Below are 18,261 nucleotides of genomic sequence, written 5' to 3' on the forward strand. Positions count from 1 at the left end.
CACTAAGTATGAATAAGTATAAACACGACAACTATGAATTTGCTAAGAAATATAAACCTAAGAATCATTATTAGAAACTTGTTACGTAACAAGCTGCACTCATCTATTAATATCATTGGGTTTGCTATTGGTATTGCTGTATTTATATTAATTGTACGTTATACAGATCATCAATTTAGCTATGATGGATTTCATCAACAGCATAACAATATCTACAAAATTCATTTAGGAGAATCTAGGTCTATCCCATCAGCAACGGCACAGTTCTTAAAAGATAATATTGCCGGTATAGAAGATGTAGTACGTTTAGATGAATGGTATGGAGGAGGAAGTGAAGGCTATTTAAAAAAGGGAACAGAAACTTTCAAAACGACTGATTTTATTTTTACAGACCCAAGCTTCTTTAACTTTTTTGACTTTAAGCTTTTATATGGAGATGTAAATAATGCCCTTGGCACTCCAAATTCAATCATTCTTTCTGAGCATTTAGCAAAAAAAATATTTGGAGACCAAAACCCAACAGGAAAACAAATTGAATATCTCAGTAATTATCCAAGTGCAAGCTATCGTTTCACCATTAAGGGTGTAATTAAAGATGCACCCTCTAATTCGTCCATACAATACAATGGTTTAGTTTCCATGTCAACTATCCCCTACCATAATATACGCAACGGGAATATTAGTGAAGATTGGAGCAACTGGGGTTTTGGTACTTATGTCAAAATATCAAATGCTAAGTTGGCTAAGCAATTAAATACTGAATCACCTGAGTTTTGGAACAAACGTGTTTTGGAGCGCTGGCAGGCAGACAAAGGCAGTCCGAGAGCAAAGGAATATAAGCTAACATTTGTTCCTTTTAAAGAGGTTCACTTTGCAAGTGGCACTAAGCGTTCATCGGTATATTTAATTTTACTAATAGGTATAATCATACTTGTTATTGCCATTATTAACTATATTAATCTATCACTTGCAATTTCTACCACCCGAATCAAAGAAATTGGTATAAGAAAGGTGATCGGCTCTCGAAAAAGCACCTTGTTTTATCAGTTTATATTTGAGTCTATTCTGCTTACCACAACTGCTGCAATTTTAGCACTTTCCATAAGCTATCTGCTCCATCCATTTTTATATGATTTCACTGGTTTCGAAACCATTATGGAATCTGGAAAAATATTTATAGCTGTACTTACATTGATGGCAGGCGTAATTACTATAGGTATACTAGCAGGTATTTACCCTGCATGGATACTAACAAATATGGCACCTGTACAAAGTCTGAAAAAGGAATTTCATAAAGGAAAAAGAGGAAATACATTAAAGCATGTATTAATAGTTTCTCAATTCGTAGTATCTATTTTCCTTGTAATATCTGTAATTGTTGTTACAAAACAAGTGGATTTTATGAAATCCAAAGAGCTTGGCTTCAACAAAGAACATATTATAAATCTGTCTGGAGGCTCGAGTATTAATAACGAGTATAAAGCATTTAGAGAATCTCTACTGAAAAATCCTACTATTAAAAATGTTGCCCGCTCAAATGGCATATTTGTTAGAAACCTAAATATCACCTCAAAACACAAAGTAAATGATGAATTCAGAACTTATCGTGCTACAACTATTGATCCTGATTTTATAGAAACTTATGGATTTGAGCTTATTGAAGGTCGCAACTTTTCGTGGAAGATTAAAAGTGATTTAAATAACACTGCGCTGGTAAATGAATGCTTTGTTAAAAAAATGGAACTTGAAAATCCAGTAGGATCGGTTGTGAAATTTTTAGATAACGATATCACCATAATTGGTGTAGTAAAAGACTTTCATATCAACTCACTACATAGTAAAATAGAACCATCCATGCTAGCCTATCTTCCTTGGAATTCTTGCATTAATATTAAAATTTCAGGAACAGATATAAACAATACAATAACAACTATAGAAAGCACTTGGAAAGACTTTTCACCAAATGTACCATTCGAGTATCAATTTTTAGATAAAGAATTTGAAGCACTCTATTCCTCAGAAGTTGAATTTAGTTCACTTATAAGAATATTCACGCTTATTGCAGTTTTCATAGCCTGTTTAGGCCTGTTTGGTTTGATCTCTTTTTCTGCGATACAGCGACGCAAGGAGATAGGTATTCGCAAAGTAAATGGAGCCAAAATTCATGAGGTATTAGCTACACTTAATATAGATGTCATCAAATGGGTCGGAATTGCCTTCTTAATCAGTTGCCCCATATCCTATTATGCCATGAATAAATGGCTAGAATCATTTGCCTATAAAACAGAACTCAGCTGGTGGATATTTGCATTGGCAGGCGTATTAGCAGTAGGAATAGCCTTACTAACTGTAAGCTGGCAAAGCTGGCGAGCAGCCACCCGTAATCCTGTTGAGGCCTTGAGGCATGAGTAATAACGACCGTCTTTGCACCCTCTAACTCCCTAAAGGGAGAACCGGCAAAAACTACAGTGTATAGAGAATAAATGAAAAGATATGAGTCAGGTCATAACTGAAATAATAAATGAATGCAAGGCCAAATTGGAGCTGCCAGAAAGTCCCCTTTAGGGGATTTAGGGGTAATCACAAACGGGCAAAGCTGGAAAGCAGCCACCCGTAATCCCGTGGAAGCATTGCGGTATGAGTAATAGAAATTAATTGATAAATCAGTATTCTTATGAAAAGGACAATTAAAGATATCATACGTATTATAAAACAATATCCATTGTATTCTTCCATCAATACAATGGGTTTAGTATTCGGATTTTTATGCATCATATTAATCAGTTTTTGGATAAAAAATGAGCTAAGCTATGATCGGTTTCATAAGAATAGTGATAACATATATCGATTCCATAGATATTGGTATGATGCCAACGGAACGGAAAACCTACATCTCCCTTTTGTTGCTCCGCCAGTAGCTCCATTGGTAAAAAATGATTTCCCCGAAATAGAAAATATAGCAAGGGTAAGTCACTCCAGTTTGCTTTTTACATTGGGCCAAAAAACCATTGAGGAAAGAGATGTTTGTTTTGCCGAACCGGATATTCTTAAAATATTCACCTTTGAAGGGGTAGACGCCAATAGTAACTTGTTAGTTGAACCGCTAACCGTTATCATCTCTGAATCTATGGCTATTAAGTACTTTGAGAGTGAGCATGCCATTGACAACACGCTAGAATTCAATGATCAATCTGGCGCAAAATATAAATTACGCGTAACGGGTGTTTTTAAAGACTGGAGTACAAACAGTCACTTTCGTCCTGAATTTTTTGTTTCCTTTTCTACCTATAAAGCTTATGTTGGAGAGGAGGAATTAAAAGACTGGGGAAGTAATAATTACGAAACCTATGCATTAATTCCACATTTGCCTGCTGATATAAATTCAAAACTTGATTTATTTATTGACAAGTATTTAAACAACGGTACTGATTGGACAAAATTACGTATCGAGAAGCTCAGTGACATACACTTTAATTGGTTCGGAAATCGATCTTACATTTATATATTGTTTTCAGCTTCTTTATTGATATTATTTCTGGCAAGCATCAATTTCATGAACCTTCATTCTGCCATTTATTTAAAAAGGATGAAGGAAATACAAATAAAAAAAGTATTGGGGGCATCACGTACTTCAATTACTTTAAAACTCATGCTTGAATCTATTTTATTCTGCGTATTGGCACTTTGCTTAGCATTTATGATAGCACCAATGGGCTTATCTCAATTAGATAATATTTTTCAAAATACCACTTCTTTAAGTTTTAATGAACACAAAGAAATGATTAGCGGATTAATTATTCTTTCAATCATTGTAGGTCTTTTATCTGCGACTTATCCAGCATTTATAGTATTATCCTATAAATCAAATAAGGATGGTGTATTAAGCCAGGCTAAAATTGGAAATCTGCCATTTAGAAAAGTATTGATCGTTTTTCAGTTTTTTGTTTCAATAGCCTTAATCATGGCTTTTATTACGGTAAACAAACAATTAAACTATGTCCAGGATAAAAGTTTAGGGTTTAGTAAAGAAAATGTACTAACAATAAGTGCAACCCCGCATCTTATCGAAAAGCTAGAAACGTTCAGACAGCAACTGAAGCGAAATCCAAATATTTTATCTGTAACAGGCTCCAAAAGGATTCCTTCGCAAATGCTTGCAGATTCAAATGGTGCTAATATTAAAAATAACGACAAACTAGAGTCTGTAGATTTTAGATTAGCTAATATTAGAATTGATGAACACTTTTTATCCACTTATCAGATGAAGCTGATAGCAGGAAAAAATATTAGTGATGAAAAGCCACTTGGCGCAGAATATTTACTAAACCAAACAGCCATAAATAAATTTGGTTGGCAAACCGCAGAAAGTGCCTTAGGTAAATTTATGCAGTACGGTGGCAGACAAGGTAAGATAGTTGGTGTAGTGGAAGACTTTCATTACGAATCGTTACATAATTCAGTATCTCCAGTAATATTGTACAAAGATCCATCAAGCTACAATAGGGTTTCAATAAGATTATTGCCGAATGATTTAAGTAATACTTTAGCTTACATTGAAAAAGTTTGGCAACCATATAACTTGATGGATTCTCCTTTCAACTATCAGTTTATTGATGATCGTTTTGATAGGCTTTATAGAGCTGAAGAAAATACACGCACTTTGTTCAGCTACTTTATGATGTTAGCCTTATCAATAGCAATATTAGGCTTATTTGCTATTTCAGCTTTTGTCATCCAACAGCGAATTAAGGAAATCGGAATACGGAAAGTGAATGGAGCAACAGTAGCTGAAATTCTATCCATGTTAAATGTAAATTTTGTAAAGTGGGTAGCCATAGCCTTTGTTATCGCATGCCCTATTGCCTACTACGCCATGAATAAATGGCTACAAAACTTTGCCTATAAAACAGAACTCAGCTGGTGGATATTTGCCTTAGCAGGATTTTCAGCCTTAGGCATTGCATTAATGACCGTCAGCTATCAAAGCTGGAAAGCAGCAACAAGAAATCCTGTGGAGGCATTGAGGTATGAATAGTAAATAATGAATTTATGATAGTTAAAGTAGTTCTTAGAAATTTAAAGAAAAGGCCATTCTTAAACCTGATAAAAATTATTGGGTTAAGTCTGGCTTTGACTTGTATCGTTTCTATTTCGTTGTTTTTAAAAAATGAGTTAACCTATGATAGGCACCATTCCAATGCGGCTCAAGTATATCGTTTAACTACTACTAATCCAAAAGTTTTAGGAGGAAAACACTTTGCCAGAACATTCAATAGCTCCATTGTTAAAGAACTAAAAGATCAGGTACCAGCGGTTGAGGAATACTTGCGTTTAGAACCTGTAAAAGGAGGTATAGTTAAATACGATAAAATGAATTATAACCTTTTGCAGGGTTTCATTTGCGATAGCACCTTTTTTAAAGTATTTGATGCTTCTCTAATATTTGGTAATAAAGAATCGGTTTTAGAGCATCAGGCATCTATGTTGATGTCAGAAAGCTTTGCAGAAAAACTCTTTGGGGATGAAAGCCCAATAGGTAAAATAGTATCCATTCCTTCAGGACAATACTACGAGAAAGAGTTGACTTTTACGGTAAACGGTGTGATGAAGGATTTTCCACCCAATAGCCATTTTCATCCAGATTTTATTGCAACACCACCATCTGGATGGCAAATTGCTTGGGCATGGACATATTTAAAGATGGCTGACAAAAGCAATATGGCTGCATCTTTGGAGAAGATTAATCATCTTGTAAAAGAAACCGGAGATATTGAGTTTAATAAAAATATAGAAGCATACCTTCAACCCTTGCTAAACATACATCTGTATTCCAATAAATATAGAGAAATAGAACCCAATGGTAATATTACAAATGTATATGTATTAGCTATTGCGGCAATAATCTTGCTATTCATCGCTATCAGTAATTACGCAAACCTGAGTATAGGTATGGCAGGGTTTAGTAATAAGTTGCTATTTGTGAATCAGATATTAGGATCCTCCACAAAAGGAGTTCTTAAATACTTTGCTTCAGAAGGAATTATTATTGTTTCTGCTTCCATAGTGCTCTCGATACTCATTTTATTTCCTGTTAGCAAAGTACTTGAAGATACTTTTGGATTACACTTGTTTGATAACAGTGCATGGTTTTTGCTTATTATAGTGACGGGATTTATGTTTTTATCGGTCCTTTCAGGTACTCTTCCTGTTTTAACTTCGGTACATTCTTTTTTTAAAAAATCACACTTAAGCAATATTAACTACAAAGGGAAAGCTGTTAGCAGAAGCCTAGTGATTTTTCAATACGCTGTATCTATTACCTTAATAGTGGCCGTAATTGTTATTACCCGTCAAACCAATTTTGCGTTAAGTAAGGGCTTAGGAATGGCCGATGATAATATATTTTGTTTTGAATCAGTTCATGCTAACGTACAAGATAAGTTTGAGGTGTTTAAAGAGGAGTTAATAAAGCATCATAGCATTGAAAAGGTTTCGGCCATGTTAGAACCTCCTGGAGGAGAGGCCAACGACATGTTCCCATTTGAAATGGAAGGCTATAACTCACAAGTACAGGATAAGAATACTGATAAGATTGGCGTATTTCCTTGCGATCACTCTTTTGCTAGCTTGTTTGATCTAAATTTTATTGGCGGGAAAAACTTCTCCTCAAATAATAAAGACAATGAAGGTTCAGGCGAATATATAATTAACCGTTCTGCTATGCATCGTTTAAATTACACAAATGCAGACGAGCTTATTGGCAAAGAGTTTAAGCTTAATTTTATGTATCCAGGAATTGAGATTCCCAAAGGCAAAATTATTGGTGTGGTTGAAGATTTTAATTTATCAAGTATAAAATCTAAGATTGAACCGCTCGTGCTTTTTAAACGTAAAAATATGTGGCTGCTTAATTTTGTAGTAGCATATAAACCCGAAATGAAAAAGCAAGCCATGCAAGATATTCAAACTGTATGGAATTCTTTATACCCCAATTACCCATTACAGTATGAGCATATAACAGCCATGTATAATAAGGTGTACAAAACCGAAGTGCTTCAATCTAAATTACTATCTATTTTTACCATTGTTGCATTAATAATATGTTCGATGGGATTACTTGGTATATCACTATTAATCACTCAATATCGAGTAAAAGAAATCGGTATTAGAAAAGTAAACGGAGCCAAAGTTTCTGAGGTACTTACTATGTTGAATATTGGATTTGTAAAATGGATTGCCATTGCCTTTGGATTGGCGTGCCCAATTGCTTATTACACCATGGGCAAGTGGCTAGAAAGCTTTGCCTATAAAACAGAACTCAGCTGGTGGATATTTGCTTTGGCAGGAGTTATTGCTTTAGGTATAGCCTTAATAACGGTCAGCTGGCAAAGTTGGAAAGCAGCAACAAGAAATCCTGTGGAGGCATTGAGGTATGAGTAATAAAAAGACCATCACATATAAACATAAACAAACATGAAACGACCATGCAAGTTCAATCAATTAATTTGCACACAGGGCAATGATTGAACTTATTTGGGAGTTCCATCTGACAAATAAAAATAAATTTAAACAGATGAAATTTTTAAAATATTTTATACGTCGAAAACTTATTGGAAATAAGCGAACATGGGGAAATATACTGGGCTTAGTGCTTGGCATGTTTACATTCTTGTTCATTGTATTCTATGTGTACACAGAAAGAAATTACGATAGCTTTTTATCTAACTCGGATAACATTTACCATATTGAATACGAGGTGAATAAAAATGATGTGAGCACTACTTATTCAAACACTCCACTACCTATAGCTAAAGTTATTAATGAAGAGGTAAGTGGTGTGAAGTCCTATGTAACCTACTGCTCCATTTTTGAAACCAATATCTTAAAAATAGGTACGAATGACTTCTTGAATCCTGATATTTTATTTGCCAATAAGGAGATGCCTTCCTTCTTTAACTATCAAGCCATTACAGGAAACATTGAAAATTCTTTGCAAGTAGGTAAAGGCATTATAACTCAATCGGCAGCCTTAAGGTATTTTGGTAAGGTTGATGTTGTTGGTGAAAGTTTTGAACTGCTTTATGATAAAAAGACTCCTTTTTTAGTTGAGGTAGCAGCTGTAATAGAAGATATGCCTTTTAACAGTAACATTCAGTTTGAGATACTCTGTAACTTAGATGATTATGTTCAAATTATAGGCCAATGGATTGATAGCTGGGTATATAAAGCGAGTCAGTCATATATTACTCTGGAAGATGGGGTAGAACTTGCCCAAGTAGAGAATCAGATCACTCAAGTACTTGATAAGTATTGGAATAGTAAAGGCTCCAATGCTAAAGGTTTTGCTCAAGCATATCTTGAACCAATATCTGAGAAACATTTTTACAAAAAGTATGATCTGCAACACCCTACAGAAACCTTTGTTAGCAAAACCACATTAAATATTTTATTGCTAGTTGGTATCATCACATTACTTATTTCGTGGCTCAACTATGTAAATTTCTTAGTTTACGAAAACACAAAATACTTTACCGAAATAGGCATTCGTAAAATTAATGGTGCCTCAAGGCGATCTTTAATCCTTACCTTAGTTAAGGAGTCTATGTTATTAGTGCTTATTCCTATTTTAATAACTATAGTACTCTTTTTTGTGCTGGGTCCACAACTATACGGATTACTTCATCTTGAGGGAATGAGTACGGTAGACATCAATCACTTATCCTTTTGGAGTTTAGTTTTTTTAATGTTTGTTGGTGGAGCTTTGGTATCCTCTATATTTCCCATTCTAAAATTAAGCAGATATCAGCCTATTCAACTAGTACGAAAAGGCAGTAATATAACAACAGTCAAAAGAATGAAAGGAGCCAGTATGTTGACTGTCCAATTTATTCTTTCGTTGATTTTAATTATCGGAGTTTTGGGAATAATTCAGCAATTAAAATTTATGGATAATCAACATCTAGGATTCAATGAAGAGGATATTATTGTTCTTTCTGCGCCCGTAACTGAAGATGCTAATACTTACCAAAACAAGATGGAATTGTTCAAAAATCAGGCTAACCAAGTAAATGGTGTTGTTGGTTTATCTGCATCGAGTTCTATACCTGGCAAAAAGATGACTACACAGAATTTTGGATTAATGAACAAGCCAGAATCTATCAATAAATATTTAATACTCATGGGTGATGGAGACTATTTTAATGTGATTGATTGCGAACTTTTAGCAGGAAGAAACTTTAGCGACAATAAAGAACTCATCAAGAACGAAGTAATTATTAATAAGCAACTGGCGCGCAAACTTGGCTTTACTGACCCTATGGATGCCATTGGTCAAATGACTAATATGCCAAACAAAAGAATAGTTGGAGTGGTAGATAACTATCATCATTATTCCTTACATAAAGAAATAAAACCAATGCTTTTTATTTATGGTCTTAACAACCTAGTTTATTTCACTATTAAGTTTTCAGGAAAAGTACAAGAGCAACAGTTAAGCGTGTTACAAAGCAATTGGGAAGATATTTTTGTACATAGTCCTTTTGAGTCTACAGCATTAAAAACAGAATACCGAATGCAATATGCTGAAGACAAAAAGCTTTCTAATGTTGTCATGATTTTCTCTTTCATATCTGTATTAATCACCATACTCGGATTAGTAAGCACCTGCTTAAATATTATTCAGCAACGCATTAAAGAAATTGGTATTAGAAAGGTAAACGGAGCAAAAGTTCATGAAGTATTAACAATGCTTAACCTAAGCTTTGTAAAATGGGTAGCACTTGCATTTATCATAGCCTGTCCTTTGGCCTATTATGCAATGAACTTATGGCTCGAAAACTTCGCCTACAAAGCCCAACTTGATTTGTGTATTTTTGCCATTAGCGGACTGATAGCCGTAGGTATTACACTAATCACCGTCAGCTGGCAAAGCTGGAAAGCAGCTACACGTAATCCGGTGGAATCTTTAAGATATGAGTAATAATGCAAATTGACAGAACTAAATCAATATCATGATACAAACTACAAGTATAAAGCTAATTATAAGAAATTGGAGACGGAATAAACTGTTTACGTTTACAGCTATTTTAAGTTTAGTTATTGGTTTTGCTTGTTGCAACCTGTTAACTGCTTTCGTAATTAATGAATGGAAAATATCAAATAGTAGTATTGATAATGATAGGATTTTTGCGCTAAAAACAGATAACCCAATGACCTTGGAGACCACGAAAGAAAAGAGTTCGTGGATTATGAAAAAAGTACCGCCATTATTTAAAAAACGCTATCCCGAAATAAACTCCTACTGCAGATTTAATACCGTTTATAGTGAAGCTATTTTTAAATCGAACGGTTTTAAAACAAACGACATCCATTTTCTACAAGCAGATAAAACCATTCGTGATTTTTTTAAAGTCCCTATAGTTGTTGGTAATTTAAGTAAAACGCTTTCTTCTCCCGATGAAGTTGCTATAACTAAAAGTTGGGCTCAAAAAGTCTTTGGTACTGCTGATATAATAGGGGAGGTTTTAGAAATGGAGGAGGATAAATCGTTAAAGAAAATTACAACGGTAATTGACGATTCTTATACGGCATCATTTATTAGTTACGATGTTCTTTTACCATTTAATAATGAGGAATTTTGGGGAGGAGTAACATTTTTAAAGCTCAATGAAGCTAATGCATTGGCAAACCTGCAACAAAAAATAGATAATGATATTAAAGAGCTTCCAAAGTTTACCAATGATTGTAATTATTATTTACAGCCATTAACCGATTTTTATTTCGATAAAAGTGAGTCGCAAACAAATTGGACTTTTTTACTTAAGCGTGATAGCCTTTTTGTTAAGGTAGGCATATTCGCCGCTTTGGCTATACTTTTTGTAGCCTGTTTCAACTTCATCAATTTATACATGGTTCGCCTGTTTAAATCCAACACCAATAATTCAATTCAAAGGTTGCTTGGAGCAAGTTATTGGCAATTACAGAAACATATATTGCTCGAATCCTTCATCACCACTTTTGTTGGCTTTTGCGCTTCATTGGTTGTAGTAATACTCTCATTACCCATCTTTAATAATTTGTTTAGTGCACATCTTTCTCTCTCATTTTTATTAGATAAAACCGTTATTCTTATCTATTTATTATTAATTACCATCTTAACCATTATTCCCACTATTTATCTTGGAATTAAATTTAAGGAGAAAGGTTTTGGTAAATTACTCAATACTAATTCATCTAACGTAAAAACAGTATTTAGTAATACCTTAATAACAATACAATTTGGCTTTTCTATTTTATTAATAATAGCTGCGGTTTTATATATGCGACAACTTAATTTTATTTCTGAAACTGCCAATGTAAACCCAAATGTGATTGAGATACAAGGAGAAGATATCCCAGACATAGAATTTAAGACCTTTAAAGAACAGGTTAATAATTTGGCTCATGTGGAGGCTTCTTCAACAGCCAATAATTCATACTTAAATGCCTGGTTGGTTTTAGGTGATGATAATGTAGCAACCTTAGGTTATAATATGGATTGTGATTTTATGAAGGTTCATAATATCCATCTAATAAAAGGAGAAGGTTATTCCATTAATTCTGAAGCCAATCAAAATCAAGGAATTGTAAATGAAACATTTTTAAAAAAATATCAGCTTGACTCACCTATTGGGAAAAATATAGAAATTGGAGGTAATCATATTCAAATAGTTGGAGTGGTTAAAGATTTTCATACTGAACCTTTTAGTAAGAAAGTACAACCAACGATTATTATGCCGTACAAACCAGCTGATGATATTTTTAAAACCATCAATATAAAATTTCATAAAGGTATACATAAACAGGAAGCATTAAGTAGTTTAGAAGTTTTATGGAATACTAACTTCCCCAACAAAAACTTTACCTATAGTTTTCCTGCTGACGATTTTAAAGCTTTACATAAGGATTACGACAACCTTGCTGAAATGATAGGCTTTTTTACCGTCATTAGCTTCTTACTAACAGCTTTTGGCCTGTTCGGAATTGCTTGTTATACGGTAGAATATCGAACCAAAGAAATAGGCATTCGAAAAGTAAATGGTGCCAAAACATCAGAAATACTCTCTTTATTGAATAAAGGCTTTATCAAATGGGTTGTTTTAGCCTTTATAATAACATGTCCAATCGCTTTTTATATCATGAGAAATTGGCTTGAGAATTTTGCTTACAAAACCGAATTCAGCTGGTGGATATTTGCCATAGCAGGGATTTCGGCCTTAGGTATTACTATAATCACCGTCAGCTGGCAAAGCTGGAAAGCAGCTACACGGAATCCGGTGGAATCCTTACGTTACGAATAAATACTAACCCTTAACAATCTGAATCATGTTAATTCAATACTTAAAAAGTGCGTGGAGAAATATTTGGAGAAACAAGCTTTCTTCATCTATAAATATTATCGGACTTGCTGTTGGGCTAGCCACCGGTATTTTAGCTATGCTTTTCTCATATCATGAAATAAGCTATGAAAAATGCCATGATAAAGCCGATCAAATAGCGAAAGTCATTACGTATGGCAATTTTGGAGCTTTCCGACAGTTACCCACTACTTTCCCGCAAACTGCATTTGATTTACCCGGTAAATTTCCTGCCATAACAAAGGCTGTGCGTACACGAAGTATTGAGAATGCCACTGTTTTTAAAGATAAAACACCTATTCTGGAAGAGTCCATGATGATAGCGGAACCGGACTTGCTGAATATGTTTAGTTTTGATATTACGCAAGGTATATATTCGGGACAAGGCAATACCATCATTTTATCCGATGTAATGGCTCGTAAATATTTTAGTAATGAAGATGCGATAGGAAAAGTATTAAAGATTGAAATTTATGGAAATATATTTCATTTAACGGTAGAAGGTATTTATAAAGACTTACCCGATAATACGCATTTAAAGTCTTCCGCTATCTTAAGTTGGAACGTGGCTAAGGTGTTGTATAAAGAAAGGCAAGGGTTTCATTCTACAGATTTTGATGTCTATTGCTTATTGCAACCTTCAGCTAATATTCAAAGCTTAAACCAGCAAATTGTAGCCAACTATGAGTTGCCAGTTAATATTGAAAATTGCACTGTTGCTTTAATGCCTATCAAAGATTTTCATTTAAGAAGTGCTTTTGAGAACAACTCGGCTAACTTATATCTTCTATTTATTGGAGGCTGTGTTGCCCTGCTCATTGCCATTTTCAACTATGTATCGCAGTCTACCATCCAATATTCTATGCGAACGCAAGAGGTAGGTATCCGTTTATCTAACGGAGGAAAATCCAGGGATATTTTCATACAGTTTATGGTTGATACCCTCCTAATAACCTTATTGGCCTTTGGTATTTGCCTGTTGATGTTATCTTCTGCTTTACCTTATTTCAATGATTTAGTAGATACAAATATCAGCTTAAACCTAGATTTAGAATATTACCTCATCATCCTATCCTTATTTGTTCTGACTGTAGTTCTGGCAGGATTCTATCCCTCCATGGTAATGGCAAAAGTAAAGCCTGGATTGCTATTAAAATCCGCGGTGAGTCCAACCGTAAGTAAAAGTAAGATGCGCAGTGTATTAACAACCGTACAATTTGTTTTTGCAATACTGTTGATTCAAATTATGATTGTATCGCAAAGGCAAGGTCATTATATCGAAAATGCTAGCATAACTGGCTTTGATGCCGAAAATGTAATAGCCATAAACGGATATAAGTGGGGAAAGTTAGATAAAATAAAAAACGAGTTACTTCGGAATAGCTCTATTGAGGCTGTGTCTTGGGGGCAAAGTATGCCAGGCATGCAAACTAGTATGACGGTGGAATGGAAAGGTACGGATAACAAACTAATGGCCAATAAATTTCATTGCGAATCTGGTTATCTCGATCTATTTAAAATTAAAATGGAAAGTGGTCGTAATTTTTCTAGCGACAATAAATCTGATTTAAAAAATGGAGTACTTGTTAATCATTTATTAGTAGAAACCATGGCTTGGAAAGAGCCTATTGGAAAAACGCTAAAAGTGAATAATAAAGACCACATTGTATTGGGAATTGTGAGTAACTACATGGCTGCACCTCCCATTTTTGATGATACGCCTTTAATTATTTTACCCGCAGGCAAACAAGCCTATAATTTAATGATAAGAGTAAATCCTAATAAGAGGCAAGAAGCGCACCAGCATATCACAGCGGTGCTAAGACAAGCCAATCCTAATTACCCTATCAATTTACGATATTACAAAGAGATTACCTATGAATTAGCTAAGTCCTTTATTTCAATGGCTACCTTGGTAAATGCTTTTGTCATCATCATTATACTAAATGCCTTTTTATCACTATTTGGTCTGTCGCATTTTATTACCGAACGCGCCAAAAAACAAATTGGCGTAAAAAAAGTATTTGGGGCTTCCATCATGAATGTGTATTGGGAATTATCAAAAAGCTTTGTCATACGATTTCTAATTGCCTTTGTAATCATAACCCCGATATCCTATCTGTTTAGTACGCAGTACGTGGCCACCTTTTCACGCCAGCTTCCTTTAACAGCAGATATATTTATTCATAGTGGATTAATGGTTTTGGCTATGCTATTGCTAGCCACCAGTTATAAAATCATCAAGTCGGCCCTCGATAATCCTGTAGAGGCATTGCGATATGAGTAATTATTCATCACCTTCAACCTTCTCTGGCTCCCGGTTTCTCCACCACGAAGCCAGAGAAGAACCCGTGATATTCATTAATGGGCCAAAGATGGCAGGAGCAAGACCAACGGTTGCAATCTTCCCCATTTGTAAGGCTAAACCAGAGGCCATTCCTCCGTTTTGCATTCCTACTTCTAAGGCTACAGTTCTGCAATCTTTTTCCTTCATCTTTAATAATTTACTTAAAGAATAACCTAAACTATATCCTAACAGATTGTGAATGCAACATGCTAAAATCAGTAGTAAACCCACTTCTAAAAGGCTATCCCTTCCTGCCGCTGTGATGATGGTGATGATAATCCCAATACCAAGCATTGAGACAAAGGAAAGCGCTTGATTTAATGATTCTTTTCCTCCTTTTATAAAGAACTTAAAGATATATACGCCAACTATTGGAAGTAAAATAAAAATTAGCACATCTATAGAAAAACCTGTGGCAAAACTATTAAAGTCCAGCCCATTTGTATTGTAGTCTATTAAGTTTTTGAGCAAAATGATAAGCAAATACGATGCTATTTGAATAATGGTATTTTTCTTGTTTTTATAGGCAAATGCAAAAAGGTTAAACACCAATCCAGCACAAATTGGAAGAATAACCATATTAAAGATTCCATACATCATTTCCCAAAAATGAATTTCAACCAATTCGCCAGCCAATAATTGCATTAGCAAAGGGGTCATTATAGGAGAAAGTAATGTAGCAAAGGCGGTTAATGTTACCGACAAAGCGAGGTTAGCCTTAGCGATAAACGACATTACATTGGATGCCATTCCGCTAGGAGAAGAGCCAACCAATACAATGCCAGCTGCTACTTCTGGTGGAAATTTGAACAATGTAGCTATGCTTATCCCTAATATTGGCATTAAGGTAAACTGACAGATAACACCAACAATAACGCCCTTGGGCATTTTCATCACACCTTTAAAATCGTTTAAACTCATTTGCGAACCCATTCCAAACATGATGATTTGAAGCAATGGAACAATTAAGCTTTGGTATTCAAATTCGCCATAATTCAAAAAATACTGCGGGTAGTACATGGAAGCGGTAACCGCGGTAAGAATCAATAACGAATATGAAAATCCTTTTAGCTTTTCGCTTCCTCTAACCGCAATTGCCAATGATACGAATGTAAATATTAAAAAAGGACCAGATAATTGACTCTTTCCTGAAAAGTAGAAATACGAGAATAATATGATCGAGAATAAAGAAATAATGCCAGATAGCTTATATACAAATTTCATTTTTAAAGATGCTAATGTTTGATTTGTAAAATAATGAAATATTCTGATTATCTAATTGTCTTTTTTGAACAGATGAGGCAATGCTTTAAAGCGAATAGATATCTGGTACGATTTAAATTAAAATATTTAGAGCTATTAATGTGAAAATTGAATAAGATAAATTTTTATCATACTAAATGCATTTTTACTTTAATAAGTACATGATAAAAACAGGCATTTGCCCCAGTATATTTGCCCAAATATGAATAATCATGGGTGGATAAATACTTTTTGTTTTCTCACGATAGTAGCCCATAAAAAGACCAAGGCTTGTGGCAAAGAAAACAACAGCACAAACAGCCCATATATCCATAAATGTGATACAAGTAAAGTGCATAGCTCCAAAAAATAATCCTGACACCCATACAGGAGTACTCAATTTTAAAAATCTTGACTGCTTATGTTGGTTTATAAATCCCTGAACAAAACCTCTAACAAATATTTCTTCTGCAATACTTGACCAAAGTACAGCAGTTAAAACTACTTCCAATATAGATGTTGGTGGAGGAAACGATTTAATGGGTGTATCTGGAGAAAATAAATTCCGCAGCAAAATATTAAAGATACCAGCTCCTAAAATGGTGGATACCACTATTAATAATGTAGATATCCAAAACAGTTTAAAATATTTTAAACTTTCAGGCTTTTTAAATCCATAACCATTCAACGAGCCTTGGTTTACAAGTAAAATGCTCAGCATCGAAAAAATAATCATTAATGATTTAACGCTTACATTTTTTGTGTAAAAATTCAGATGAACATGGGTTCCTAAAAAGTTATTAATTGGTTTGGCAATCATTGAAGAAGCAAAGAAAATTAAAACGCCTACACCAATTACAAATAACAGGCTTAAGTGTTTATTCCTTTTAATTTTATCTAACATATCGTTTCGTTTATTTTCTTGAATACAGTTCAAATAATTTTTTAACACCTGGGATTTCACTATTAAAAAAGAACTTTTCGTTGTTTAATATTTCTTTGGCCTTTGCACAGAAATCATTATCATTTATATGACTTAACAACTTTATAACCACCTGCTCGCGCGAAAACCCTGCTAATAACATATTTGATTCATACAGGTTATTACTCCATTTTGCTTGGAGAATTTCTGTGGTTGCATTATTCATTAAGGATAATAAATGTTGCTCTCCATCAATTATCACATTCATTTGTTGACTTTGCCAATATTCAAGCACATTACTAGCCATAGATGTATATGCTATTTCTGCACCTGGTAATTCAACTGGATCGTATACTTGTATATGAACTTTTACTCCTCGTTTAATGGCGTCTATAATTGATGATTTCACCCTTTTAAATGGCTCTGGAAAAATATCAATAATTGCTATTTGCTTGCATTGATCCATCATGGAGCAAAATTTTTCAAAAGCTAAGTCTGTTGAATTTATTGAATAACTTCTTTCATCAAAATGTGTTTTTCCAAGATTTCTTAATTGACTTTTTACCTTGGTCATTTTTCTAATTAAAGATTTTTCATAATGACCAATGAACTCATCCGGCAATACTGCTTTGCAAATTCTTTTCGTATTATCCTCTATAATTACGGCCCCTTTTTGAGCCAAAGTATCCATGGCTTTATAAACGTTAGCAGCTGGTTTATTCAAATGCTTTGCAATACCATATGCTGTCATTGGCTCAGTTGTCAGCAAGCCAATATATACTTCAGCTTCTAACAAATTAAATCCTATATCTAAAAGATCCTGATATAGTGTGTTATTTGATTTCATTTATATACCGTTTATACAAAATCACTTATTATACAGACTTGACGACAAAAACTGTAAATAAATAATTACGTGTGTGAATAGATTTGTGCTTGCAAATGTATAGGATAAAACCATATTTATTATTATATATTTATACTACGTCGTAGGAGCATTGACAATCATAGTATTAAAGTCAAATATTGTAGTAGTTAACAATTAATTATATTGTGGAAATCCAATATATGTCTTAAAAAAAAGGTAACTATTCAGTAGTAAGACAAAAGTATAAAGACAAAAGACAAGAGTTTATTCATTGATACTTATAATTATTAAGTTCTGAATGATTCTTATTATTAAACTAATTTAAAGAACATAGCACCTTTTTTTATCATTGTTTAGCATGAACTAGAATGTATGAAAATTGTAAAATGCTCACATCTTTATACTTGTGTCTTTATTCTTTATACTGAATAGTAACAAAAAAGTATCATCCACAACTTATATTTTGCTCTATTGACATTATTTAATC

9 protein-coding genes are annotated in these 18,261 nt (G+C 33.9%); 6 read left to right on the plus strand and 3 right to left on the minus strand.

Going from position 1 to position 18,261, the window contains the following annotated elements; translation table 11 throughout:
• Window positions 1–33 precede the first annotated feature (33 nt).
• From A8L32_RS09115 to A8L32_RS09140, 6 genes are all read left to right on the plus strand, one after another.
• Window positions 34–2,412, plus strand: a complete 2,379-nt coding sequence (locus A8L32_RS09115; protein ID WP_075590470.1) for an ABC transporter permease — start codon at window positions 34–36, stop codon at window positions 2,410–2,412.
• Window positions 2,413–2,674: 262 nt separating this feature from the next.
• Window positions 2,675–5,035 carry an ABC transporter permease gene (locus tag A8L32_RS09120; protein WP_066630006.1) on the plus strand — a complete coding sequence of 787 codons (2,361 nt, stop codon included), beginning with the start codon at window positions 2,675–2,677 and terminating at the stop codon, window positions 5,033–5,035.
• A gap of 14 nt (window positions 5,036–5,049) precedes the next feature.
• Complete coding sequence (locus A8L32_RS09125; protein WP_066630007.1) at window positions 5,050–7,440, plus strand: ABC transporter permease; 2,391 nt, start codon at window positions 5,050–5,052, stop codon at window positions 7,438–7,440.
• 133 nt (window positions 7,441–7,573) lie between these two features.
• Window positions 7,574–9,979 carry an ABC transporter permease gene (locus A8L32_RS09130; RefSeq protein WP_075590471.1) on the plus strand — a complete coding sequence of 802 codons (2,406 nt, stop codon included), beginning with the start codon at window positions 7,574–7,576 and terminating at the stop codon, window positions 9,977–9,979.
• A gap of 31 nt (window positions 9,980–10,010) precedes the next feature.
• A complete protein-coding gene (locus A8L32_RS09135) occupies window positions 10,011–12,338 on the plus strand; it encodes an ABC transporter permease (protein ID WP_066630010.1) in 2,328 nt (775 codons plus the stop codon).
• Window positions 12,339–12,363: 25 nt separating this feature from the next.
• Window positions 12,364–14,682 carry an ABC transporter permease gene (locus A8L32_RS09140; RefSeq protein WP_066630012.1) on the plus strand — a complete coding sequence of 773 codons (2,319 nt, stop codon included), beginning with the start codon at window positions 12,364–12,366 and terminating at the stop codon, window positions 14,680–14,682.
• Here A8L32_RS09140 and A8L32_RS09145 read toward each other — a convergent pair whose 3' ends face one another.
• The 3 genes from A8L32_RS09145 to A8L32_RS09155 all read right to left on the minus strand — a co-directional run bounded on the left by A8L32_RS09145 (window position 14,683) and on the right by A8L32_RS09155 (window position 17,753).
• Window positions 14,683–15,966, minus strand: coding sequence for a bile acid:sodium symporter family protein (locus tag A8L32_RS09145; RefSeq protein WP_083631246.1), 1,284 nt, complete (start codon window positions 15,964–15,966; stop codon window positions 14,683–14,685).
• Window positions 15,967–16,150: 184 nt separating this feature from the next.
• Window positions 16,151–16,888 carry a CPBP family intramembrane glutamic endopeptidase gene (locus A8L32_RS09150; RefSeq protein ID WP_143525050.1) on the minus strand — a complete coding sequence of 246 codons (738 nt, stop codon included), beginning with the start codon at window positions 16,886–16,888 and terminating at the stop codon, window positions 16,151–16,153.
• Between the two features lie 10 nt (window positions 16,889–16,898).
• Window positions 16,899–17,753: a TrmB family transcriptional regulator gene (locus A8L32_RS09155; protein ID WP_066630015.1), complete on the minus strand. Its 855-nt coding sequence runs from the start codon at window positions 17,751–17,753 to the stop codon at window positions 16,899–16,901.
• Between the last annotated feature and the right edge of the window lie 508 nt (window positions 17,754–18,261).

This window comes from Labilibacter marinus, from assembly GCF_001659685.2.
GTDB lineage: Bacteria > Bacteroidota > Bacteroidia > Bacteroidales > Marinilabiliaceae > Saccharicrinis > Saccharicrinis marinus.